The following is a 24250-nucleotide window of genomic DNA, read 5'->3' on the forward strand; positions in this document are numbered from 1 at the left end:
TTCTCTCAAGCCTCTGAAAAAGGCGATAAAAAAATGAGGATAGCGGAATGACGATTGCAAAGGGGATGTTGGGATCTGCGGTGCTGCTGGCGGCACTAAGCCTGCCGTTACAGGCGGCGGAGCCGGTAAAAGTGGGCTCAAAGATCGATACCGAAGGCGCGCTGCTCGGCAATATTATTTTGCAGGTGCTGGAAAGCCACGGCGTGAAAACCGTCAATAAAGTTCAGCTCGGCACCACGCCCGTCGTGCGCGGGGCGATCACCTCCGGCGAGCTGGATATCTATCCGGAATACACCGGCAACGGGGCATTCTTCTTCAAAGATGAAAACGATCCGGCATGGAAAAACGCCAAAGCCGGGTATGAGAAAGTCAAAAAACTCGACGCGGAACAGAACAAGCTGGTCTGGCTGACGCCGGCCCCGGCCAACAACACCTGGACTATCGCCGTGCGCAAGGACGTGGCGGAGAAAGGTAAGCTGACGTCTCTGGCGGATCTCAGCCGCTATCTGAAAGAGAAGGGCGACTTTAAGCTGGCTGCGTCCGCGGAGTTTATCGAGCGTCCTGACGCGCTCCCGGCGTTTGAAAAAGCCTACGACTTCAAGCTCGACCAGGCGCAGCTGCTCTCGCTGGCGGGCGGGGATACGGCGGTAACCATCAAGGCGGCGGCGCAGCAAACTTCCGGCGTTAACGCGGCAATGGCCTACGGCACCGACGGCCCGGTTGCGGCGCTCGGCCTGCAAACCCTGACCGATCCAAAAGGCGTACAGCCGATTTACGCTCCGACCCCGGTCGTACGTGAGTCGGTGCTGAAAGCCTATCCGGAGATTGCCGACTGGCTCAAACCGGTCTTCGAAAAACTGGATGAAAAAACGCTGCAGCAGCTGAACGCCAGCATTGCCGTCGAGGGGCTGGATGCCAAAAAAGTGGCCGCCGACTTCCTGAAACAACAAGGGCTTGTGAAGTAACGGGAAAGGGCTGTGCCAATAAAATGTCATAACCGCGTACTGCTGCTGCTGGCCTGCGTGGCCATCGCGGCGGTCGCGTTACCGTTTGTCAACGTTGCCCCAAACCGCCTGATGTCGGGGGAAGGGCGCTATCTCTGGGAAGTGTGGGCGTTCACGCCGTGGTGGCTGGCCGCGGCGCTGGGCGCGTGGGTTGCGCTATCGCTCTGGCAAGGGCGCACGGCGCAGTGGCTGACGCTGTTCCTTGCTGAAGGGCTGTTTATCCTCCTCTTCTGGGGAGCCGGGCAGGCGGCGACGCATATGGCGTCGGCGGAAAGCCCGCTGGCGAGAACCACGGTGGGCAGCGGCCTCTGGCTGTGGCTGGCGCTGTGTCTGCTGGCCAGCAGCGATGCCATTCGTCGACTCATCTCCAGCGCCGTCTGGCGCTGGGTGCTCAACGCGCAGATATGGTGTATTCCCTTGTTCCTGCTGTTCAGCGGTGAGCTGAACAATCTCTCGTTGCTGAAAGAGTACGCCAACCGTCAGGAGGTGTTTGATGATGCCCTGGCGCAACACCTGACGATCCTTTTTGGCACGCTGATCCCGGCTCTGCTGATCGGGATACCGCTCGGCATGTGGTGCTATCGTCATCCTTCACGCCAGGGTGGGGTCTTTGCCGTGCTCAACGTGATCCAGACCATACCTTCCGTCGCGCTGTTTGGCCTGCTGATTGCCCCGCTGGCGGGGCTGGTGAAGTCATTTCCGGTGCTGGGAACGCTTGGCATAGCCGGAACGGGGTTAACGCCCGCGCTTATCGCGCTGGTGCTGTATGCGCTGCTGCCGCTGGTGCGCGGCGTGGTCGCGGGCCTGAGCCAGGTCGCGCCGGATGTGCTTGAAAGCGCCCATGCGATGGGGATGAGCGCGCGGCAGTGTTTCTGGAAAATTCAGCTCCCCCTGGCGCTGCCCCTGCTGCTGCGCAGCCTGCGGGTGGTGGTGGTACAAACCGTCGGCATGGCGGTGATTGCGGCGCTGATTGGTGCGGGCGGCTTTGGCGCGCTGGTGTTCCAGGGGCTGCTCAGCAGTGCCCTCGATCTTGTGTTGCTGGGCGTGGTGCCCACGATTGCGCTGGCGGTTGTCGTCGATGCGCTGTTTGCCTTATGGCTCGCGCTGCTCAGGAGAAGAGCCAATGATTGAATTTCATGATGTCAGTAAAACCTTTGCCGGTCGCCCGGCGGCGAGCCATCTGAACCTGAACTTTGCCGAGGGGGCGTTTTCCGTGCTGATTGGCACCTCGGGCTCGGGAAAATCCACCACCCTGAAGATGATCAACCGCCTGGTTGAGCATGACAGCGGGGTGATCCGCTTTGCCGGAGAAGAGATCCGCAGCCTGCCGGTGCTGGAGCTGCGTCGCCGGATGGGCTATGCCATTCAGTCTATCGGCCTGTTTCCCCACTGGACGGTGGCGCAGAACATCGCCACCGTGCTGCAGCTGGAGAAATGGTCGCGGACAAAAATCGCTGACCGGGTGGATGAACTCATGGCGCTCCTGGGCCTGGAGCCCGCGCTGCGCGATCGCTATCCGCACCAGCTTTCCGGAGGCCAGCAGCAGCGCGTGGGCGTGGCGCGCGCGCTGGCGGCTAACCCGCAGGTGCTGCTGATGGATGAACCCTTCGGCGCGCTGGATCCGGTCACACGGGGCGCGCTGCAGGCGGAGATGACCCGCATTCACCGCATTCTCGGGCGCACGATCGTTCTCGTGACGCACGATATTGATGAAGCCCTGCGCCTGGCCGACCATCTGGTGCTGATGGATCATGGCGAAGTGGTGCAGCAGGGCTCGCCGCTTAAGCTATTAACATGGCCGAAGAACGACTTTGTGCGCGAGTTTTTTGGCCGCAGCGAGCTGGGCGTGAGGCTGCTCTCCCTGCGGACGGTCAGCGACTATATGCGTCGGGAGGAGGTGCCGGTCAGCGGCGAACCGCTGCAGGCGCAGATGAGCCTGCGGGATGCCCTCTCGGCGTTTGTCGCGCGCCAGTGCGAGGTATTGCCCGTCTCGGACTCGCGCGGTACGCCATGCGGAACCTTACATTTTCGCGATCTGCTAGCCGGGGAGGTGACGCGTGAATGCACTGCGTGATCCGCTCCTCTGGCTGGTAGCGCTCTTTGTCGCCTTACTGTTTCTGATGCCCCACAGCGCGGCGCTGTTTAACACTCTTTTTCCGGGGCTGCCGCGGCCGGTTTATCAGCAGGAGAGCTTTATTAATCTCGCCCTGGCGCATCTCTGGCTGGTGGCGCTCTCAAGCGCTGTCGCGATCGTGCTGGGCGTGGGGGCGGGCATCGCGATCACGCGGCCTGCGGGTCGGGAGTTTCGCCCGCTGGTGGAGACGATAGCGGCGATTGGCCAGACGTTTCCCCCGGTGGCGGTGCTGGCGATAGCGGTTCCGGTGATGGGCTTTGGTCAGCAGCCCGCCATTATTGCGCTGATTTTATACGGCGTATTGCCGGTGCTGCAGGGCACGCTGGCGGGCCTCGCGGCGGTACCGGCGTCGGTGCTGAGCGTGGCTGAAGGGATGGGGATGAGTCGCGGTCAGCGGCTGCGCAAGGTTGAACTGCCGCTTGCGGCGCCGGTTATCATTGCCGGGATCCGCACGTCGGTCATCATTAACATCGGGACGGCGACCATTGCGTCTACGGTCGGAGCCAATACGCTGGGAACGCCGATTATTATCGGCCTGAGCGGGTTTAATACGGCTTATATCGTGCAGGGGGCGGTGCTGGTCGCGCTGGCGGCAATCGTCGTCGATCGCCTTTTTGAGCGGCTGGCGCTGTACCTCAGCCGACACCGCCGCGAACAATAAACGAGTATCCTGCCAGCATCACGCCGCCAATACCGCTCACGGCCATCAGGACAAAAAGGGTAATAATGGCCAGTTTGGTTGCCTTCATCATGTGCTCCTGTTGTTAACGGAACAATTATACGGTGAAGCGCAGCTGTTAATGAACCATTAAATGCCGTTATGGCTCATCCGGGCCAAGGGAATATACCGGGTAACCATTCTCACGCCATTCCGTCAGCAGCTGCTGCTGCGTGGCGGAGGGCACTTCCCCACACCAGACCAGCAGGGTCTGACCGTCGAAAAACTCGGGCTTAAGCTGCGCCAGCGAGTGCGCCAGGACATCCACGCGCCAGCCCTTCTGGGTCGCAATCCACGCTTCCAGCCACAGGCGGGTGGTATCGTGCACGTTCCAGCCGACCACCAGCGCATCTTTTCCGGCTTTGTTCTTCGCTGAGGCAAGGCAGACGGCAATATAGTTGATCAGCACCCCGTCGAGCATGCTGAGCAGCGCCTGCAGGGTGGACTGCTGGCACTGAAGACGTCGACGGAGCGGAATGAAAAGATGGCTGATCAGCGTCTGTGCCGGATAGTCGCGCCCCTGCTCTTTTATCCATGCGCGCAGGCGCTGAAGATTGCCCGCCTGGAGGAGTCTCAACAATGTTTCCTGTTGTTCGCGCCAGAGGTGTTGCGTGTCCGGGTCATCATGGCTCAGCAGGGACTTCACTTTGCCGACCTGCACTCCGTTGTCGATCCAGCTTTTAATTTCGCGGATGCGGTCGATATCGGCCTCATTGAAAAGGCGATGCCCACCGTCGGTCCTCTGCGGTTTAAGCAATCCATACCGTCGCTGCCACGCCCGTAGGGTAACGGGATTGATATCACAAAGGAGTGCCACTTCACCTATCGTGTAAAGCGCCATATTCGCCCCCTGGCTTACGCGTTCCCAGCTTAACTGTAGACCCACTTTGACGAACCAGGAAGGATTGATTGATTTTTGAACAAACAATGCGAAGCATGCGCGATATTCAGAAAAAGGTGTGATAACGGACACGATTTTGCGCTTTTTTGGGATGCTTCAAAGAAAGTAAACCCGCATCAGTGTATGTTACGCGTTTTTAGCGTGTGCGGTTTTGAGTATGTACGAGTTTAATCTGGTGCTGCTGTTGCTTCAGCAGATGTGCGTGTTTCTGGTCATAGCCTGGCTGATGAGCAAAACGCGCCTGTTTATCCCGCTGATGCAGGTTACCGTACGTCTGCCGCACAAATTCCTCTGTTACGTCGTATTTTCCATATTTTGCATTATGGGGACCTGGTTTGGTCTCCATATCGAAGACTCTATTGCCAACACGCGCGCTATCGGCGCGGTGATGGGCGGGCTGCTGGGCGGTCCCGTCGTCGGTGGGCTTGTCGGCTTAACCGGGGGGCTGCATCGCTATTCCATGGGCGGGATGACGGCACTCAGCTGCATGATCTCGACGATCGTGGAAGGGCTGCTCGGCGGGCTGGTGCACAGCTACATGATCAAACGCGGCCGCCCGGATAAAGTCTTTAGCCCACTTACCGCCGGTGCCATTACCTTTGTGGCCGAAGTGGCGCAGATGGCGATCATTCTGCTCATTGCGCGTCCGTTTGAAGATGCGCTGCACCTGGTCAACAGTATTGCCGCCCCGATGATGGTGACTAACACCGTGGGTGCGGCGCTGTTTATGCGCATTCTGCTCGACAAGCGCGCTATGTTTGAGAAGTACACCTCGGCGTTTTCCGCCACGGCGCTGAAGGTCGCCGCCTCGACCGAAGGGATCCTGCGCCAGGGGTTTAACGAAGAAAACAGCATGAAGGTCGCGCAGGTGCTCTACAAGGAGCTGGATATCGGCGCGGTGGCCATAACCGACCGCGAGCGGCTGCTGGCCTTTACCGGCACAGGGGACGATCACCATCTGCCGGGTAAACCGATCTCCTCAGCCTATACGCTGCGCGCCATCGAAACCGGCGAAGTGGTGTATGCCGACGGTAACGAAGTGCCTTATCGCTGTTCGCTGCATCCGCAGTGCAAGCTGGGCTCCACGCTGGTGATTCCGCTGCGCGGGGAAAATCAGCGGGTGATGGGGACTATCAAGCTGTATGAGGCAAAAAACCGTCTTTTCAGCTCGATCAACCGCACGCTGGGGGAGGGGATCGCCCAGCTGCTGTCCGCACAAATCCTCGCCGGACAGTATGAGCGGCAGAAAGCCCTGCTGACGCAGTCTGAAATTAAGCTGCTGCATGCCCAGGTCAACCCGCATTTCCTGTTTAATGCCCTCAACACGCTCAAAGCGGTGATCCGCCGCGACAGCGATCAGGCCGCGCAGCTGGTGCAGTTTCTGTCGACCTTTTTCCGCAAGAACCTGAAGCGGCCGTCTGAGATCGTGACCCTCGCCGACGAGATTGAGCACGTGAACGCCTATCTGCAGATTGAGCGGGCGCGTTTCCAGTCGCGCCTGCAGGTGACGCTCTCCGTGCCGGACGAGCTGGCGTATCAGCACCTCCCGGCTTTTACCCTGCAGCCTATTGTCGAAAACGCCATTAAGCACGGCACGTCACAGCTTCTGGGTACAGGGGAGATAACCATTGCCGCCAGCCGGTTTAACCACCATCTGGTGCTGGATATTGAAGATAATGCCGGGCTTTACCAGCCTTCCGCCTCCGGCGGTTTAGGGATGAGCCTGGTGGATAAACGCCTGCGCGCCCATTTTGGCGATGACTGTGGCATTACCGTCGCCTGCGAGCCCGACCGATTTACCCGTATTACCGTACGACTGCCGCTGGAGGAAAACGCATGTTAAGAGTGCTGATTGTGGATGATGAGCCGCTGGCACGGGAAAACCTGCGCGTTCTGCTGCAGGAGCAGCCGGATATTGAGATTGTGGGTGAGTGCGCCAACGCCATTGAGGCCATCGGCGCGGTGCACAAGCTGCGCCCGGACGTGCTGTTCCTTGATATTCAGATGCCCCGCATCAGCGGCCTGGAGATGGTCGGCATGCTCGACCCGGAACATCGTCCCTACATCGTGTTTCTGACGGCGTTCGACGAATATGCCGTTAAGGCCTTTGAGGAGCACGCGTTTGACTATCTGCTCAAGCCGATCGAAGAGAAGCGCCTTGAAAAAACGCTCACCCGTTTACGCCAGGAAAGAACCGTACAGGACGTCACGCTGCTGCCGGAGAACCAGCAGCCGCTGAAGTTTATCCCCTGCACCGGGCACAGCCGGATCTATCTTCTGCAGATGGATGATGTGGCGTTCGTCAGCAGCCGCCTGAGCGGGGTGTTTGTCACCAGCGCGGAAGGGAACGAAGGATTTACCGAGCTGACCCTGCGCACGCTCGAGAGCCGCACGCCGCTGATCCGCTGCCACCGCCAGTATCTGGTGAACATGGCGCACCTGAAGGAGATCCGCCTGGAAGATAACGGCCAGGCCGAGCTGGTGCTGCGTGCCGGGCAAACGGTACCCGTCAGCCGCCGCTACCTGAAGAGTTTGAAAGAGGCGATTGGGCTGTAAAGCTGGTACACTGCGCGCCATTGCATCATCGACATTCGAAGGCTCTATGCTAAGTAACGATATTCTTCGTAGCCTGCGCTACACCCTGAAAGCGAACAATAACGACATGGTGCGCATTCTTGCGCTGTCCGACATGGAATCCACGTCTGCGAGTTTTGACACGTGGATGACCAAAGAAGACGAAGAGGGCTTCGTTCGCTGCCCGGACATTATTCTGTCGGGTTTCCTGAACGGCCTGATTTACGATAAGCGTGGCAAAGATCCGGCTGCGCCAGAACTGGCACTGGAGCGTCGCGTGAACAATAACACGGTGCTGAAAAAGCTGCGCATCGCGTTCTCGCTGAAAACGGACGATATCGTGGCGATCATGACCGAGCAAAAATTCCGCGTATCCGTGCCGGAAGTCACCGCCATGATGCGCGCGCCGGATCATAAAAACTACCGCGAGTGCGGCGACCAGTTCCTGCGTAATTTCCTGCGCGGGCTGACCCACCGGGTGCATCATCCTAAACCATAAAAAAAGCCGGAGATTATCTCCGGCTTTTTTGTTATTTCACCTGCTGGCCAGGCTTCGCGCCTTCGTCAGGGCTTAACAGGAAGATATCTTTCCCGCCAGGGCCTGCAGCCATCACCATCCCCTCAGAGATGCCGAAGCGCATTTTGCGCGGCGCCAGGTTCGCCACCATCACGGTTTGACGGCCAATCAGCACCTGCGGGTCCGGATACGCAGAACGGATGCCGGAGAAGACGTTACGCTTCTCGCCGCCCAGATCCAGCGTCAGGCGCAGCAGCTTGTCAGAGCCTTCCACGAACTCCGCGTTCTCAATCAGCGCCACGCGCAGGTCGACTTTAGCGAAATCGTCGAAGGTAATGGTTTCCTGAATCGGATCGTCTGCCAGCGGGCCGGTGACCGGTGCCGCAGCCGCTTTAACCTCTTCTTTAGACGCTTCCACCAGGGCTTCAACCTGCTTCATCTCGATGCGGTTGTACAGCGCTTTAAAGGTGTTCACCTTGTGGCCGAGCAGCGGCTGCGCCATGGCATCCCAGGTCAGTTCGGTGTTCAGGAACGCTTCGGCGCGGGCTGCCAGCTGTGGCAGAACCGGCTTCAGGTACGTCATCAGCACGCGGAACAGGTTGATGCCCATGGAGCAGATGGCCTGCAGGTCGGCATCGCGGCCTTCCTGTTTCGCGACAACCCACGGTGCCTGCTCGTCCACATAGCGGTTCGCCAGGTCAGCCAGGGCCATGATTTCGCGCACCGCTTTGCCGAACTCACGGGTTTCCCACGCGTCGCCAATGGTGGCTGCCGCGTCGGTAAAGGTTTTGTACAGGTCAGGATCGGCCAGTTCAGCCGCCATCACGCCGTCAAAACGTTTGGCGATAAAGCCCGCGTTACGGGAGGCCAGGTTCACCACCTTGTTGACGATGTCCGCGTTCACGCGCTGCACGAAATCTTCCAGGTTCAGGTCGATGTCGTCGATGCGGGAAGAGAGCTTCGCGGTGTAGTAGTAGCGCAGGCTGTCCGCGTCGAAGTGGTTCAGCCAGGTGCTGGCCTTAATGAACGTCCCGCGAGACTTGGACATCTTCGCGCCGTTCACCGTCACGTAGCCGTGTACGAACAGGTTAGTTGGCTTGCGGAAGTTGCTGCCTTCCAGCATCGCCGGCCAGAACAGGCTGTGGAAATAAACGATGTCTTTACCGATAAAGTGATACAGCTCTGCCGTGGAATCTTTCTTCCAGTATTCGTCGAAGCTGACGGTGTCGCCACGCTTGTCGCACAGGTTCTTGAAGGAGCCCATGTAGCCGATTGGCGCGTCCAGCCAGACGTAGAAGTATTTGCCCGGCGCGTTCGGGATTTCAAAGCCGAAGTACGGCGCATCGCGGGAGATATCCCACTGCTGCAGGCCGGATTCGAACCACTCCTGCATTTTGTTCGCCACCTGCTCCTGCAGCGCGCCGCTGCGGGTCCACGCCTGCAGCATTTCGCTGAAGGACGGCAGGTCGAAGAAGAAGTGCTCGGAGTCACGCATGACGGGCGTGGCGCCGGAAACCACGGATTTCGGCTCGATAAGCTCGGTCGGGCTGTAGGTCGCGCCGCACACTTCGCAGTTATCGCCGTACTGGTCCGGGGATTTACATTTCGGACAGGTGCCTTTGACGAAACGGTCCGGCAGGAACATGCCTTTTTCCGGATCGTACAGCTGAGAGATAGTGCGGTTTTTGATAAAACCGTTCTCTTTCAGGCGGGTGTAGATCAGCTCCGACAGCTCGCGGTTTTCGTCGCTGTGCGTGGAGTGATAGTTGTCATAGCTGATGTCAAAGCCAGCAAAATCGGTCTGATGCTCCTGACTCATTTCGGCAATCATCTGCTCCGGGGAGATCCCCAGCTGCTGCGCTTTCAGCATGATCGGCGTGCCGTGAGCATCGTCCGCACAGATGAAGTTAACCTCGTGGCCGCGCATTCGCTGGTAACGGACCCAGACATCAGCCTGGATATGCTCCAGCATGTGGCCGAGGTGGATTGAGCCGTTGGCGTACGGCAGTGCGCACGTTACCAGAATTTTCTTCGCGACTTGAGTCATAGTAGGCATTACTTCTTTTAACTGTGAAAAGGGTTTTTGATGTTACCCGAAAGGTAATAACTACGCCAAGTGATAAGGGCATTAATCCATAAATGAATAATTGTTACCTCTGGGGTAAACTTGGTAATTACACGTCTTTTTTCAGAACAACTACAAAGGAGTCGGGATGAGTTCTCAATCCCAGGCCAAATCACCGGAAGCCTTACGAGCAATGGTCGCCGGGACGCTGGCTAACTTTCAGCATCCAACCCTGAAGCACAATCTCACTACGCTGAAAGCGTTACACCACGTTGCCTGGCTGGACGATACCCTGCACATTGAGCTGCAGATGCCGTTCGTCTGGACCAGCGCCTTTGATGCGCTGAAAGAGCAGACCAGCTCTGAGCTGCTGCGCATTACCGGTGCGAAGGCGATCGACTGGAAGTTGAGCCACAGCATCGCCACGCTGAAGCGCGTGAAAAACCAGCCTGGCGTGAACGGCGTGAAAAATATCATTGCCGTCAGCTCGGGCAAGGGCGGGGTAGGGAAATCCTCTACGGCCGTTAACCTGGCGCTCGCGCTGGCAGCGGAAGGGGCAAAGGTCGGTATTCTGGATGCCGATATCTACGGTCCGTCTATTCCGAACATGCTGGGCGCGGAAAACCAGCGCCCAACCTCGCCGGACGGGACCCACATGGCGCCAATTATGGCTCACGGTCTGGCGACCAACTCGATCGGTTACCTGGTGACCGACGATAACGCCATGGTCTGGCGCGGCCCGATGGCCAGCAAAGCGCTGCTGCAGATGCTGCAGGAGACGATGTGGCCGGATCTGGATTATCTGGTGCTGGACATGCCGCCGGGCACCGGTGACATTCAGCTGACGCTGGCGCAGAACATTCCGGTCACGGGGGCGGTCGTCGTGACTACGCCGCAGGATATTGCGCTGATCGACGCCAAAAAAGGCATCGTGATGTTCGAGAAGGTGGAAGTGCCGGTGCTCGGTATCGTCGAGAACATGAGCGTGCACATCTGCAGCAACTGCGGTCACCACGAACCTATCTTCGGTACGGGTGGTGCAGAAAAACTGGCTGCGAAGTATCACACTCAGCTGCTGGGGCAGATGCCGCTGCACATTACCCTCCGTGAAGATCTGGACAGCGGAAAGCCGACAGTGGTCAGACGTCCGGACAGCGAATTTGCAGAGATGTATCGTCAGCTGGCGGGTCGCGTTGCGGCGCAGCTTTACTGGCAGGGCGAAGTGATCCCGGGCGAAATCGCGTTCCGCGCGGTGTAACGCCTTCGCGTTGAATTGCCGGGTGGCGCTTCGCTTACCTGGCCTACAACTGGCACTATCACGTAGGTCGGGTAAGGCGAAGCCGCCACCCGACTTTAACCCAACCGATAGTGCATCAAATAATACTCTCCGTCCGGAGAATCCCCCGTCGCCTCAATGTGCCAGCCGTGCCGCTGGTAAAACGCGACAGCCCGCGCATTCTTCACCAGACACTTAAGCGAACCCGTACTGGTAAACGTCTTCTGCACCTGTTCCAGGAGCATTTTCCCGACGCCGTGGCTTTGATACTGCGGGTCAACAAAGAGGTTGTGCAGAAAATTATCGTTCGTCCAGACGGAAGCAAAACCCAGTCGATGGCCGTTCTGCGTGGCAACCCAAATCACTTCGTCACGGGTGACCGCGTCAAAGTCTTCAAGCTGCCAGTCTGCACTGTCCAGCCATGGCCAGGCTTCACGCCGGGCGTGGAGGTAGAGCGTGCGCAGGAAAGGGCGGTCACTTTCCTGCCAGGGGCAAATCACAATTGCGTTAGCGGTGATAGAAAATATCTCCATTGTAGGCTTTGTAGATCTTGCCATCAGCATCGCCGATCAGCACGTAGTTCTCACCCATATAGGTCCAGTGGGTTCCGGCATCCGGAGCCGGCAGGTTACGTAACTGGTACTGTTTGATGGTGTACTCCGGCGTTTGATACTGCGCCGGCGCCGTGTCGCCAATCTTGAATTTCGTAAAGTCAGCGATGAACTCTTGTTCTTCATAGGCCTTGATGCCGGATGGCGCAGCGGCCGTTTGCGGGGCAGCGAATGCGGATCCCGCCAGAGACAGTAATACACCCAGAAGCAGCAATTTACGCTTAGCCATTTTTTCTCCAGTGATATCGTTACAGATACTTGTCGTCTGCAAGTCGTGCAAAGCGGAGCAGACAGTCCATTTTAAGTATCAACACAAGGTATGTTTGAAAAAAATGTAACAAAAGTACACGGTTTTGTGTAGTCGACGTGGATGATGTTTATTATTGTGGTGAATATTATCTGTGCTTTATATTTTTAATATTTATTATTTTACCAATTAATTCTGAAAATAATTTTTAACGTTAAAATTGGACTGTTGTATGAATGCTTTCCTGCAGAAGAAGATTTAATATTGCCTTCGTGTGAAGCGGTCTTAATTCCGTTTTTCTTACAAGGATGAGTATTGCTTTTGTTTTCTGAAGAGCGATTTGGTCACATCTTACACTGTCAGAATTTCATATTGCTGAATAATAATTTATTGAATTTCAAAGGCTTGTTCTAAGTCTTTTTGCAAGACTGACGATGAACGCAACGTTAAAAAGAAATTTTTATATAATGAAAGGTACAACTGCATTTTCGCTGTTATTTCTTACTGTTAGCCAATTAACAGGGTGTGTATTTTCCCCCGGGCAGAACTTAAGTGTATCCGGGAAAAAAGTCATTGCTGCGGAAGACGCCAGTTATCAGCTTGATAAGCGCGTGGAAGTTTTTTCTCTGACGCCGGGATTGATTGAAGAACTACGTCCGGCGGTATCGAAATCTCAGGCAAATCCTAATCTGGATGAGCAGATCAAAAACTGGGAATACCGCATTGGCACAGGCGACATCCTGACGGTCACCGTCTGGGATCACCCTGAATTAACGACGCCCGCGGGACAATATCGTAGTGCGAGCGATGCAGGCAACTGGGTCAACGCCGATGGTACGCTCTTTTATCCCTACGTCGGTAAGTTGCGGGTGGCGGGAAAAACGGTTTCACAGGTACGTGAAGAGATTACAGCGCGACTGGATAAAGTCATTGAGAGCCCGCAGGTGGACGTTAGCATTGCCGCCTTTCGTTCCCAAAAAGTCTATGTCACCGGAGAGGTCGAAAAATCGGGCCAACAACCCATAACCAATATTCCACTGACGGTAATGGATGCGGTTAACGCCGCTGGCGGTCTTTCTGCGGATGCCGACTGGCGTAACGTCGTGCTCACGCATGATGGCAAGGACTCCCGCCTTTCGCTCTATGCGCTGATGCAGCATGGCGATTTGACCCAAAACAAGCTGCTTTATCCTGGCGATATCCTGTTTATTCCCCGGAACGACGCGCTGAAGGTGTTTGTGATGGGCGAGGTGGTCAAGCAGAGTACGCTTAAGATGGATCGTAGCGGTATGACGCTGGCCGAAGCCCTGGGAAATGCCGGTGGACTTAACCAAAATATGGCAGATGCAACCGGCATTTTTGTTATTCGGCAGGTATCTAAAAAAGGCGACACGGACAAAATTGCCAACATCTTTCAACTGAATGCGGAAGATGCGTCAGCCATGGTGCTGGGTACGGAATTCCAGCTGGAACCGTATGACATTGTCTACGTCACCACCGCACCGTTATCTCGCTGGAATCGCGTGATCTCCCAACTGGTGCCTACCATCAGCGGCGTTCATGACCTGACCGAAACCGTTCGTTACATTAGGTCGTGGCCGCAGTAATGTTCCAGTCAATCTTAGTGGTCTGCACCGGCAATATTTGCCGTTCACCGATGGGTGAGCGGCTGTTGCGTCAGCAATTGCCCGGCAAGCAGGTGACCTCGGCAGGGATTTTGGGGCTTGAAGGGTATCCGGCGGATGCGACTGCGCAGGCTGTGGCCCGGCGTCATGGTGTTTCGCTGGAAGGTCATGTTGCCCGCAAAATTACGCGCAGCCTGTTGCAAAAATCCGATTTGATTCTGGTGATGGAGCCGGAACATCTCCGTTACATAGCCGCTATGGCCCCGGAGAACCGGGGAAAATCGTTGCTCTTTGGACAATGGCTGGAAACCAGGGAAATTCCCGACCCGTACCACAAAAGTCGTGAAGCCTATGAATATGTTTTCGAGCAATTGGGAAAAGCCAGTCAGGAATGGGCTCGTCGTTTGAGTCAACAAGGAATGAAGCAGTAATGTCGTCTTCTAAATCAGACAAATATAATGCTGCGACACCGCAGAATAATGAGATCGATCTTCTTCAGTTGCTTGCTGAGATGTTTGATAACCGGGTGACGATCGCATGCGTCACGCTCCTGCTCACGTTATGTGCAGGGATCTACGCGTTCAGCATCACACCAGTTTATCAGGCTGATGCCCTGGTACAGGTTGAAGCGAAGCAGGATAACTCGCTGCTCAAGAACCTGGCCTCGTTCGGGGCCGAACTCTCGCCAGATGTCGCGCCAGAACTTTTACTCCTCAAATCACGAATGATTCTGGGAGAAACCGTCGATCGGTTAGGGCTGACTTATAACGTTAAGCGGCGAGTGTTGCCTGTAATTGGGCCTTTTTGGGAGCACGTGCGGGGAGGTAAATCCGACAAAATAACGATTGGCGCGCTGACTATTCCTCTTCTGGAAGGGAAGCCACAAACGCTAATACTCACCGTTCAGGAGCATGGGCGGTATCATCTTGAGGGAAAAACGCTTGAGGCAGACGGCGTTGTGGGAAAAACCCTGGCTAAAGACAGCATATCGCTTCTGGTGACATCCCTCAGCGCGGAACCCGGCACCCAGTTTACCCTCGAAACCGTAGCAAGGCTTGACGCGATCAACGCCATTCAGAACAAGCTTACGGTTGTTGAGTCGTCGAAACAGAGCGGTATGATCGCATTAACGTTAACGGGTGAAGACCCTGGCAAAATCGCCACGGTGCTTAATACGATTGCTGAAAATTTTCTTAGCCAGAATATTGCGCGTCAGGAAGCGAAAGATTCCCGCAGCCTCACGTTTTTACAGGATCAATTACCTAAGATCAGCCGGGAACTGGATGAAGCCGAAGCGCGACTGAATGCCTACAGAGAGCAGCGCGATTCTGTCGACTTGTCTCTGGAGGCAAAGTCGGTTCTCGATCAGGTAGTTAACGTGGAAAACCAGCTTAACGAACTGACGTTTCGTGAAGCAGAAGTTTCCCAGCTTTTCAAAAAGGACCATCCCACCTACCGTGCTTTACTGGAGAAGAAACAAACGCTTGAGCGTGAGCGCGCACGTTTGAATAGCCGCGTCTCATCCATGCCTTCCACTCAGCAGGAAATCTTACGCCTGAGTCGCGACGTTGAATCCGGACGAACCATCTACCTGCAGCTGCTGACGCGTCAGCAAGAGCTGAATATCTCGCGCTCCAGCGCTATCGGGAACGTGCGGATTATTGATCCGGCAGTGACGCAGCCGGCCCCAATCAAGCCGCGCAAAGCGCTCATTATCGTGCTGGGTATGCTGATGGGCTTGATGCTCTCTGCTGGAACGGTTTTAGTCCGCTCAGCCTTTAAGCGGGGCATTACCTCGTCTGAACAACTGGAAGTGCTGGGGATACCGCTTCTGGCGACGCTCCCGCGCTCGGTGTGGCTCTGGAAAAAAACGCACCTGCGCAGGAGAAACCTGTTTGATTCCCACTGGAAGCATAGGACGTCGAACATCCCTTTTCTGCCCATTGACCGTCCTGCAGACATGTTTGTCGAGGCGGTGCGCGGGTTGCGCACCAGCCTGCATTTTACAATGATGGATGCCGCAAACCGGATCGTCGTGGTGTCAGGCCCCACGCAGGACTGCGGAAAGACGCTGGTTAGTACGTCACTTGCGTCGATTGCCTCTCAGGCTGGACAGCGTGTGCTGTTTATTGATGCGGATATGCGCAAGGGATATGTCCACAATGTGTTCAAACTGAGCAATCATCGGGGATTATCCTGCGTGCTCGGAGGAGACGTTGAATGGCAGGCGGCTGTTCAACGCGTTGAGAAAGGCGGTTTTGATGTATTGACCTGCGGACCCCAACCTTCACATCCCGTTGAGCTGCTCATGAGTGAACGCTTCCAGACCGTGATGTCGCAGATAGACAAAGTGTATGACATCGTGATTGTCGATACCCCACCTGTGCTTGCCGTAACGGATGCCTTGCTGATAGCCAAAGCGGCGGCGACCACGCTGCTGGTCGCCCGCTTTGGTAAAACCAGCGTCAAGGAGATCGAGAACTGCCTGAAGCGTCTGCAGCAAATGGGCGTGCAGGTGAATGGCGCGATCCTCAATGATATCGTGAAATCTGCCGTGCTTTATTACAACTCGGGATATAGCCATTACGACTACGGTTATACCCAGGAGTAAACCTGGCGCGACACTTCTTTACAGCGTGATGGCGTTTTGCCCGTTAAGATGACCTTCATTGAAACATGAGGTCACAATGGATAACCGCAAAATCAACCGACTGCGCCGCTGGGCGCGGGAAGGGATCATACTCGTTCTGCTGACGCTGGTCGTGGTGTGGGGCGTTGATCAATATAGAAAACCGACACTCCCCGCCAGTTTTAGCGCAACACCAATGCAGAGCATCGACGGTAACATTCACGATATCTCGGCCCTGAGTCAGGAACGCCCGCTGCTGATTTACGTCTGGGCCACCTGGTGCAGCATATGCCGTTTCACGACGCCTTCCGTTAATCAGCTGGCAGAAGAGGGCGGGAACGTGATTAGTATTGCTATGCGTTCCGGTGATAACGCAAAGCTTGAGCGCTGGGTTGAAAAGAAACAGCTGAAAATGCCGGTGATAAACGATGAAAACGGTGCGTTGTCGCAGCAGTGGCAGGTGAGCGTAACGCCGACGCTGGTCATTGTGTCGAAGGGGAATGTGGTCAGCACCACGACAGGCTGGACGAGCTACTGGGGATTAAAATTAAGGATGTGGTGGGCAGGCGTATAAAAATAACCCCTCTCCCGGCGGAAGAGGGGTGTTGTATTACTTAGCCAGAACTTCCTGCGCGGTGCGCTCAACCAGAGACAGCAGGATTTTAATATCTTCCAGCGTCACGGTTGGGTTCAGCAGCGTCAGCTTCAGGCAGGTGACGCCGTTGTGCTCGGTCACACCAACGTTCGCACGGCCGGATTCCAGCAGCGCATCACCAATTTTCTGGTTCAGCAGGGCGATGCCCGCGTCGTCCATCTGCAACTGTCCGCGGAAGCGGAACAGAACGCTTGCCAGCTGTGGCTGCATAACCAGTTCCAGCGCAGGCTGCGCTTTCACGTAGGCCGCAACCTGCTGTGCCAGGGTCACGCCGTGATCGATGATCGCCGCGTATTGCTCCTGACCCAGCGCTTCCAGGCTCATCCACAGCTTCAGCGCGTCAAAACGACGGGTGGTCTGCAGAGATTTGGACACCAGGTTAGGCACACCCGCTTCTTCGTCGAACTCAGAATTCAGGTAGGCCGCCTGATAGCGCATCAGCTCATAGTGACGCGCTTCTTTCAGCAGGAACGCGCCGCAGCTGATGGTCTGGAAGAACTGCTTGTGGAAGTCCAGGGTGACGGAATCCACCAGCTCGATGCCGTCCAGGTAGTGACGATACTGCTCAGACATCAGCAGCGCGCCGCCCCAGGCCGCATCAACGTGTACCCAGATGTTCTGCTTAGCGGCCAGCTCTGCAATTGCACGCAGCGGGTCAATAGCACCGGCATCGGTTGTACCTGCCGTTGCGACGATCGCCAGAATCTGCTCGCCGTTCGCGTTGCACTGCTCAATTTTCGCCGCCAGATCGGTCAGATCCATGCGGGAAAATTCGTCCGTTTTCACCTGCACCACGGACTGGTAGCCCAGACCCATCAGCGCCATGTTTTTCTGCACGGAGAAGTGTGCGTTTTCGGAGCACAGCACGCGAATTTTGCGCAGATCTCCCACCAGACCGTCCTGCTGAACGGAGTGACCCTGACGCGCGAAGAACGCATCGCGAGCCAGCATCAGGCCCATCAGGTTGCTCTGGGTACCGCCGCTGGTGAAGACACCTGCGTCGCCGGCCTGATAACCCACGCGGGTACGCAGCCACTCGATCAGCTTGATCTCAATAATGGTTGCGGACGGGCTTTGATCCCAGGAGTCCATACTCTGGTTAGTGGCGTTGATCAGCACTTCCGCCGCCTGGCTTACCACCAGGCTTGGGCAGTGCAGGTGCGCCACACACTGCGGGTGATGAACGGACAGGCTGTCTTTCAGGAAGAACTCCACGGCGCGTTCAATCGCCGCTTCGTTGCCCAGCCCTTTGGGGTTGAAATCCAGCTTAATACGGTCGCGCAGTTCTGCGACCGTTTTGCCCTGGTACATCTCAGGCTGTTTCAGCCACTGCATCACAGCCTGAGTGCTTTGTTCGATCGCCTGCTGATAAGCTTCAATGCTCTGCGCAGAGGAGAACAAAATTGGGTTTGAATCAGACATCGTAATCAATAACTCCGGTTACGCCGGGCGAACGCCCGCAGCAAGCAGTGCCTGCTCAAATTTATCCAGGAAGATTTTCAGCTCTTCGTCGCTGATCAGCAGAGACGGCAGCAGACGCAGAACGATACCGTTACGGCCACCGCGCTCCAGAATCAGACCGGCTTCGAAGCACTTCTTCTGAATCAGTGCAGACAGCTCGCCGTCGCCCGGGAAGCAGCCCATGTGGTCAGCGGCTTCGTGTGGCTTAACGATCTCAATACCGATCATCATGCCCAGGCCGCGCACGTGGCCGATAACAGGATAGCGTTTCGCCATCTCTTTCAGCTGGCCTTTCAGCCATTCGCCCTGTGCAGCCACTTTGCCTGCGATGTTCTGGTTTTTCAGGATTTTCAGCGTCGTCAGACCGGTTGCCATCGCCAGCTGGTTGCCGCGGAAGGTACCGGTGTGGTGACCTGGCGCCCATGCGTCGAACTGCTTTTTGATACCGAGCACGGCCAGCGGCAGACCGCCACCTACGGCTTTAGACATCACGATAATGTCTGGCTCAATGCCCGCGTGTTCGAAGGCGAAGAATTTACCGGTACGGGCAAAGCCAGCCTGAACTTCGTCGAGGATCAGCAGAATGCCGTGTTCCTGAGTCACTTTACGGATGCGCTGCAGCCACTCAGCCGGAGCCGGGTTCACGCCGCCTTCGCCCTGAACGGCTTCCAGAATCACCGCAGCAGGTTTACGCACGCCGCTTTCAACGTCGTTGATCAGGTTATCGAAGTAGTAAGTCAGCGCTTTCACGCCCGCTTCACCACCGATACCCAGCGGGCAGCGGTATTCGTGCGGGTAAGGCATGAACTGCACTTCTGGCATCATACCGTCAACCGCTTCTTTCGGAGACAGGTTGCCGGTCACGGATAGCGCGCCGTGGGTCATACCGTGGTAACCACCAGAGAAGCTGATGATACCGCTACGACCGGTCACTTTTTTCGCCAGCTTCAGCGCCGCTTCAACGGCGTCAGCACCGGATGGACCGGTGAACTGCAGGCAGTACTCTTTGCCCTGACCAGGCAGCAGAGAGAGCAGGTATTCAGAAAACGCGTCTTTCAGAGGCGTAGTCAGATCCAGGGTATGTAACGGCAAGCCGCTGGTAATGACATTTTGGATGCTTTTCAGCACATCAGGATGGTTATGGCCAAGCGCAAGGGTTCCCGCGCCTGCTAAACAGTCAAGGTATTCTTTATTATCTGCATCGGTGATCCACACGCCTTCTGCTTTAGTGATGGCTAAAGGCAGTTTGCGCGGATAACTCCTGACGTTAGATTCAAACTCGGCCTGACGGGCCAGATAGGTTTCGTTGCTTTTGTGGGCATCTACGGTGTCAATACGGACTTTATCCGTCATCATATCACTCCTACAACCGCCGCTTCGTTATGAGCCACGATTGAATAAAAAGTTAAAAAACAGATGGGGGCCTGAAAAAAACGCCGCCAATATAGAGCCTTTTGCCACGGTGCTCAATGGTTAATTTGTTTACTGTTTTGTGACACGGGGCTGTAACGAGGAAATATCCCCATTTCTAAAATGAAAATTGCATTTTATGCCAATTAAAATCAGCGCGTTACAGGCCCTTTACCCGGTGTGTAAAGTCACAGAAAAGAGTGTGACAAATCGTGCCATCGAACGGCATAAAAGGGGGGAGTTCTGCTTGTTTCTGCGTCATGGACATAAAGCGGTGCTCATGATGTATGCACAATGGAATTACGCAGTAAAAAAGGACTTTCTACACGCGTGGTGTTCTGATGCTCTTCACCGTTAATAATATGCAAGGCGCTCAGACGACCAATTTCATAGTGTGGTAGTTGAACCGTAGTGAGAGGAGGCAGGAACAACTCCCCAATACCCACCATATTGTCATAGCCGATAACGGCGACATCTTCTGGTATGCGAAGCCCTTGCGCCAGCAGCGTCTGGTAGACCATAAACGCGATACGGTCGTTGCCGCAGATAACGGAGTCGAACCCGGGAATGCCATTCTGCACGTGCGCCAGCAGCACTGACGGGATATCACGATAGTGCTCGTCCCCTAACGTCATATAGCTGTGCGCCAGGCTGTCCGGATCGAGTCCCGCTTCTCGGCATGCACGTTCCAGCCCCTGACGGCGCCGGGTTGTGGCCAGATGTTCCTCAGGCAAATGCAGACAGAGAGGGCGTCGATAACCCTCCGTGAGTAACGCCCGCACGGCGGTATATTGGCCCTGTTCATCATCGGGAATATAGCTGGCGACCTTTTCGCCGTCACTTTCGCAGTTGGCCAGCACGCAGGGAAGGGTGAGTAATTTAGCCGGGAGAGGGACACGACGTAACCCCATGGTGGTGTAGATAATCCCGTCAGGCCGATGAGAGAGGAGAAGGTCGACGATGGCGTCCGGGTTGTCATCGGTAAACATATTCATCACGAAGCTATTCCAGCCGTGCATTCTGGCCGTCTCTTCAATAGACAGCGCGATCTCCACTGAGAAAGGTGTCGTCACCGTATCGAGCGCCAGTACGCCTATGGTTTTCGGCGAGGCATGCGCGCCGCGGATTTTCTTGGCGGACAGATCCGGCACATAGCTGGTCTGCTCGATAGCCAACTGAACGCGTGCCAGCGTTTCCGGTTTAAGGCGCTCCGGGCTGTTCAGTGCGCGGGAGACCGTCATCAGCGATACGTTAGCCAGCTTTGCGACGTCCTTCAGGGAAGCCATCTTGTTACTCCGTTAGTGCTCTGTGCGAGAGGGTATACAACTAAATCGCTGATGTAAAAGGAAGGCTGCAGCACAGGCCAGGCCATTCTTACCTGAGTGATGAAAATTTGATCGCGATCTCACTCTCTCAATGTTAACGTTAACTTTCGTGATTAACATCTTAATTTTTTACCAAATAGCATGAGAGAACTTAAATGTTAACGTTACCATCCTGTCATTACTCCAACATGAGAATGTCATGATGAAAACGCATCACTCTCACAGCTACCCTTTATTAAGCGCATTACTATTTTTCTTTTTTGTCACGTGGTCCTCTTCCGGCTCGTTGCTTTCTATCTGGCTCCACCAGGAGGTGGGGTTAAAGGCAGGGGATACGGGAGTCATCTATGCCGTACTGTCTGTCTCCGCGCTGTGCGCGCAAATCTGCTACGGCTTCATTCAGGATAAACTAGGCCTGCGAAAAAACCTGCTCTGGTTTCTGACCAGCCTGCTCATTCTTTCCGGTCCGGCCTTCCTGCTGTTTGGTTATCTGCTGCACATTAACGTGATACTCGGAAGTATTTTCGGCGGGATTTATATCGGACTAACGTTTAACGGCGGGATTGGAGTACTGGAAACCTATACCGAGCGCGTGGCCCGCCAGAGTCAGTTTGAGTTTGGTAAGGCAAGGATGTGGGGATCGCTTGGCTGGGCGGTGGCAACCTTTTTTGCGGGACTCCTGTTTAACATTAATCCGAAGCTGAACTTCGCGGTGACGAGCTGCGCCGGGCTGGTGTTTTTTGTGCTGCTGGCGCGCCTCAGGGTCTCTTCCGCCCCGCACGCCATGCAGGAGGCGGTGTCCGGCGGTAAGGTCACGCTGGAGGATGCATTACGCCTGCTGACGCTGCCGCGCTTCTGGGCGCTGGTGTTTTTCGTTATCGGCACCTGTATTTATGGCGTTTATGACCAGCAGTTCCCGGTCTATTTCTCCTCCCAGTTCCCGACGTTACAGGAAGGGAACGCCATGTACGGCTATCTCAACTCATTCCAGGTTTTCCTGGAGGCGGCGGGTATGTTTTGCGCCCCGTGGCTGGTGAATCGTCTCGGTGCGAAAAACGGCCTGATTTTCGCCGGAATGGTGATGGCGATGCGTATGGTGGCATCGGGTCTGGTTGAGGGACCGGTACTGATCTCCATTACCAAGCTATTGCATGCGGTTGAGCTGCCCGTTTTGCTGGTCTCCATCTTTAAATACAACAGCCTGCATTTTGATAAGCGCCTCTCTTCCACCCTCTATCTGGTGGGCTTTGCCTGTACAAGCTCTGTGATTGCCTCGGTCCTGTCGCCGCTGGCAGGTTACAGCTATGAGAAATACGGCTTTGCTCAGTCCTATCTCATCATGGGGCTACTGGTATTCAGCACCACGTTTATCTCCATCTTCCTGTTGCGCTCGGGTAAGTCCTCTTCTGACCCGCTCATGCCGCAACCTTCCACTATCTGACTGAAAAGAGTAGACAAATGACGTATTCCATTGCCAAAGCTGAACAGGAACTGCAGGCCAGACAAGGCAGTCTTAACCTGCGCTGGTATCCCCGTTACCACCTCGCCGCACGTGCTGGCTGGATGAACGACCCGAATGGCCTGGTCTGGTTTGACGGCTGGTATCACGCCTTTTATCAGCATCATCCATATTCGACCCAGTGGGGGCCGATGCACTGGGGCCATGCGCGAAGCAAAGATTTAGTTAACTGGGAGCACCTCCCGGTTGCGCTGGCACCGGAGGGACCAGACGACAAGGACGGCTGTTTTTCTGGCTCAGCGGTGGTCGATGGCGACACGCTGGCGCTGATCTACACCGGCCACAAATTCCACGGCGATCCCGGCGATGAGGCGAATCTCTACCAGGTTCAGTGCCTGGCAACCAGCCGAGACGGCATCCAGTTTGTGCGGCACGGGACCGTCATTGACACACCGCCCGGACTGCATCACTTCCGCGATCCGAAAGTATGGCGTGAAGGGGAGTGGTGGTACATGGTCGTTGGTGCGCGGGAGGGTGATACGGGCCAGGTGCGTGCGTACCGGTCTGCCGATCTGCGCGAGTGGCAGGACATGGGCGTGCTCGCGGTGGCTGAAAAAGAGATGGGCTATATGTGGGAATGTCCGGACTTTTTCACCCTCAATGGTAAACGTGTGCTGATGTTTTCGCCTCAGGGGCTGGAGGCAGAGGGATTCAAAAATCGTAATCTTTTCCAGAGCGGCTACCTGCTGGGCGAGTGGCAGCCCGGCAAACCTTTCGTGCGTGAAGGAGAATTTGTGGAGATGGATCGCGGACATGATTTCTATGCGCCACAAAGCTTCCTGACTCCTGACGGCCGCCGCATCGTTATCGGCTGGCTGGACATGTGGGAATCGCCCCTGCCGGAACAGCAGGATGGCTGGGCAGGCATGCTCTCCTTACCGCGCGAGCTGACGCTTAGTGTGGATAACCGCCTGCAAATGCGGCCGGCCAGAGAAGTTGAAACCCTGCGCGGAGCATGGTTCCCCTGGCCGGTAAGTACGCTTAATAACCAGCAGATGACTCTGGTTGAACACTGCGATGCGATGGAGGTCATTCTGCAATGGGATTGCGCGAATAGCAGCGCGGAGCAATACGGCATTCGTCTCGGCGACGGGTTACGCGTCTATGTTGATGCGCAAATGCAGCGCCTTGTGCTGGAGCGACACTATCCACAGTATGGCCTGTGCGGCACCAGAAGCGTCGCGCTTAACCTGAACGGCGTGCTCAGTCTGCGCTTGTTTTTTGACTACTCTTCCGTTGAAGTGTTTGTTAACGAGGGTGAGGCGTGCCTCAGCAGCCGTATTTATCCTGATGCAGACTGCCGCGAGCTGGCGTTGTTTGCCTGGACGGGGAGAGCGTCGCTTATTCATGGCGGGGCGTGGCAGCTGGAGTAAATGTGTATTTAGTCACGAGCTAAAATAAAGCCCCATACAAATGGGGCTATGTAAATCTTATGAGGTGGGAGCCTAGTGCTAAGATCACATTTTTGATAATTGACCTGCTCCCCGTTGATTAATACACCGCGATGTTAGTAATGTCTTCATAAGCCACATGAGGACATCCCCATGAAGAAGCGTTTTTCCGACGAACAGATCATCAG

22 protein-coding genes are annotated in these 24250 nt (G+C 55.8%); 14 read left to right on the forward strand and 8 right to left on the reverse strand.

The features are described 5' to 3' along the window. Positions 1-47 precede the first annotated feature (47 nt). Genes osmF through ACOTZC_RS12890 form a run of 4 tightly spaced genes read left to right on the forward strand, consistent with a single transcriptional unit; the run spans position 48 to position 3799 of the window. Positions 48-965: a glycine betaine ABC transporter substrate-binding protein OsmF gene (osmF, locus tag ACOTZC_RS12875; protein ID WP_023312449.1), complete on the forward strand. Its 918-nt coding sequence runs from the start codon at positions 48-50 to the stop codon at positions 963-965. A gap of 12 nt (positions 966-977) precedes the next feature. Beyond that, positions 978-2135: an ABC transporter permease gene (locus ACOTZC_RS12880; RefSeq protein WP_126303459.1), complete on the forward strand. Its 1158-nt coding sequence runs from the start codon at positions 978-980 to the stop codon at positions 2133-2135. Beyond that, a complete protein-coding gene (locus tag ACOTZC_RS12885) occupies positions 2128-3078 on the forward strand; it encodes an ABC transporter ATP-binding protein (RefSeq protein ID WP_045402898.1) in 951 nt (316 codons plus the stop codon). The genes ACOTZC_RS12880 and ACOTZC_RS12885 overlap by 8 nt, the downstream gene beginning before the upstream one ends. Then, positions 3062-3799, forward strand: a complete 738-nt coding sequence (locus ACOTZC_RS12890) for an ABC transporter permease (protein WP_421635801.1) — start codon at positions 3062-3064, stop codon at positions 3797-3799. Before ACOTZC_RS12885 ends, ACOTZC_RS12890 begins: the two co-directional genes overlap by 17 nt. Here ACOTZC_RS12890 and ACOTZC_RS12895 read toward each other — a convergent pair. Both ACOTZC_RS12895 and mlrA read right to left on the reverse strand, forming a co-directional pair. Next, positions 3774-3887, reverse strand: a complete 114-nt coding sequence (locus ACOTZC_RS12895) for a protein YohO (RefSeq protein ID WP_008500895.1) — start codon at positions 3885-3887, stop codon at positions 3774-3776. The genes ACOTZC_RS12890 and ACOTZC_RS12895 overlap by 26 nt on opposite strands. Before the next feature lie 69 nt (positions 3888-3956). Next, entirely contained in the window at positions 3957-4697 is a 741-nt protein-coding gene (gene mlrA / locus ACOTZC_RS12900) for an HTH-type transcriptional regulator MlrA (protein ID WP_033146010.1), read from the reverse strand. Positions 4698-4914: 217 nt separating this feature from the next. On the opposite strand from mlrA, the gene ACOTZC_RS12905 reads away from it, so the two are divergent. From ACOTZC_RS12905 to ACOTZC_RS12915, 3 genes are read left to right on the forward strand one after another with little or no spacing between them, the layout of a single operon-like run. Next, the gene (locus ACOTZC_RS12905) at positions 4915-6600 is read left to right on the forward strand and encodes a LytS/YhcK type 5TM receptor domain-containing protein (RefSeq protein WP_421635802.1); all 1686 of its coding nucleotides are present in this window, start codon (positions 4915-4917) and stop codon (positions 6598-6600) included. Then, the gene (btsR, locus tag ACOTZC_RS12910; protein ID WP_024908144.1) at positions 6594-7313 is read left to right on the forward strand and encodes a two-component system response regulator BtsR; all 720 of its coding nucleotides are present in this window, start codon (positions 6594-6596) and stop codon (positions 7311-7313) included. Before ACOTZC_RS12905 ends, btsR begins: the two co-directional genes overlap by 7 nt. 46 nt (positions 7314-7359) lie before the next feature. After that, positions 7360-7830, forward strand: a complete 471-nt coding sequence (locus tag ACOTZC_RS12915) for a DUF1456 family protein (RefSeq protein ID WP_115875826.1) — start codon at positions 7360-7362, stop codon at positions 7828-7830. A gap of 31 nt (positions 7831-7861) precedes the next feature. On the opposite strand, the gene metG is transcribed toward ACOTZC_RS12915, so the two are convergent. Beyond that, positions 7862-9895 (reverse strand): methionine--tRNA ligase, encoded by a 2034-nt coding sequence (gene metG / locus ACOTZC_RS12920; protein WP_421635803.1) that lies wholly within the window; start codon positions 9893-9895, stop codon positions 7862-7864. Positions 9896-10061: 166 nt separating this feature from the next. Between metG and apbC the strand changes: the two genes are divergently transcribed. Continuing rightward, entirely contained in the window at positions 10062-11171 is a 1110-nt protein-coding gene (gene apbC, locus ACOTZC_RS12925; RefSeq protein ID WP_163354014.1) for an iron-sulfur cluster carrier protein ApbC, read from the forward strand. A gap of 95 nt (positions 11172-11266) precedes the next feature. On the opposite strand, the gene ACOTZC_RS12930 is transcribed toward apbC, so the two are convergent. Together ACOTZC_RS12930 and ACOTZC_RS12935 are read right to left on the reverse strand one after the other, a co-directional pair. After that, a complete protein-coding gene (locus tag ACOTZC_RS12930) occupies positions 11267-11722 on the reverse strand; it encodes a GNAT family N-acetyltransferase (protein ID WP_421635804.1) in 456 nt (151 codons plus the stop codon). After that, the gene (locus tag ACOTZC_RS12935) at positions 11697-12029 is read right to left on the reverse strand and encodes an RcnB family protein (RefSeq protein ID WP_023336316.1); all 333 of its coding nucleotides are present in this window, start codon (positions 12027-12029) and stop codon (positions 11697-11699) included. The genes ACOTZC_RS12930 and ACOTZC_RS12935 overlap by 26 nt, the downstream gene beginning before the upstream one ends. A gap of 485 nt (positions 12030-12514) precedes the next feature. Here ACOTZC_RS12935 and ACOTZC_RS12940 point away from each other — a divergent pair, with 485 nt between their 5' ends. The 4 genes from ACOTZC_RS12940 (at position 12515) to ACOTZC_RS12955 (ending at position 16875) form a co-directional block, all read left to right on the forward strand. Next, positions 12515-13654 (forward strand): polysaccharide export protein, encoded by a 1140-nt coding sequence (locus ACOTZC_RS12940; RefSeq protein WP_045402919.1) that lies wholly within the window; start codon positions 12515-12517, stop codon positions 13652-13654. Next, positions 13654-14103: a protein tyrosine phosphatase gene (locus ACOTZC_RS12945; RefSeq protein WP_163354013.1), complete on the forward strand. Its 450-nt coding sequence runs from the start codon at positions 13654-13656 to the stop codon at positions 14101-14103. The genes ACOTZC_RS12940 and ACOTZC_RS12945 overlap by 1 nt, the downstream gene beginning before the upstream one ends. Then, positions 14103-16283, forward strand: coding sequence for a polysaccharide biosynthesis tyrosine autokinase (locus tag ACOTZC_RS12950; RefSeq protein ID WP_163354012.1), 2181 nt, complete (start codon positions 14103-14105; stop codon positions 16281-16283). Before ACOTZC_RS12945 ends, ACOTZC_RS12950 begins: the two co-directional genes overlap by 1 nt. Before the next feature lie 76 nt (positions 16284-16359). Further along, positions 16360-16875, forward strand: coding sequence for a protein disulfide oxidoreductase (locus ACOTZC_RS12955; protein ID WP_063927625.1), 516 nt, complete (start codon positions 16360-16362; stop codon positions 16873-16875). Between the two features lie 36 nt (positions 16876-16911). Here ACOTZC_RS12955 and ACOTZC_RS12960 read toward each other — a convergent pair whose 3' ends face one another. The 3 genes from ACOTZC_RS12960 to ACOTZC_RS12970 all read right to left on the reverse strand — a co-directional run bounded on the left by ACOTZC_RS12960 (position 16912) and on the right by ACOTZC_RS12970 (position 21113). Next, positions 16912-18378 (reverse strand): pyridoxal phosphate-dependent decarboxylase family protein, encoded by a 1467-nt coding sequence (locus tag ACOTZC_RS12960; protein ID WP_163354011.1) that lies wholly within the window; start codon positions 18376-18378, stop codon positions 16912-16914. Between the two features lie 18 nt (positions 18379-18396). After that, positions 18397-19773: a diaminobutyrate--2-oxoglutarate transaminase gene (locus ACOTZC_RS12965; RefSeq protein ID WP_248161851.1), complete on the reverse strand. Its 1377-nt coding sequence runs from the start codon at positions 19771-19773 to the stop codon at positions 18397-18399. Positions 19774-20105: 332 nt separating this feature from the next. Beyond that, positions 20106-21113, reverse strand: a complete 1008-nt coding sequence (locus tag ACOTZC_RS12970; RefSeq protein WP_248169479.1) for a LacI family DNA-binding transcriptional regulator — start codon at positions 21111-21113, stop codon at positions 20106-20108. Between the two features lie 238 nt (positions 21114-21351). Between ACOTZC_RS12970 and ACOTZC_RS12975 the strand changes: the two genes are divergently transcribed. Beyond that, entirely contained in the window at positions 21352-22593 is a 1242-nt protein-coding gene (locus ACOTZC_RS12975; protein WP_421635805.1) for an MFS transporter, read from the forward strand. 17 nt (positions 22594-22610) lie between these two features. Further along, complete coding sequence (locus ACOTZC_RS12980) at positions 22611-24044, forward strand: glycoside hydrolase family 32 protein (RefSeq protein ID WP_248169477.1); 1434 nt, start codon at positions 22611-22613, stop codon at positions 24042-24044. The last annotated feature ends 206 nt before the right edge of the window (positions 24045-24250 follow it).

The sequence above is a fragment of the Enterobacter cloacae complex sp. SHL009 genome, assembly GCF_049237205.1.
Taxonomy (GTDB): domain Bacteria; phylum Pseudomonadota; class Gammaproteobacteria; order Enterobacterales; family Enterobacteriaceae; genus Enterobacter; species Enterobacter cloacae_M.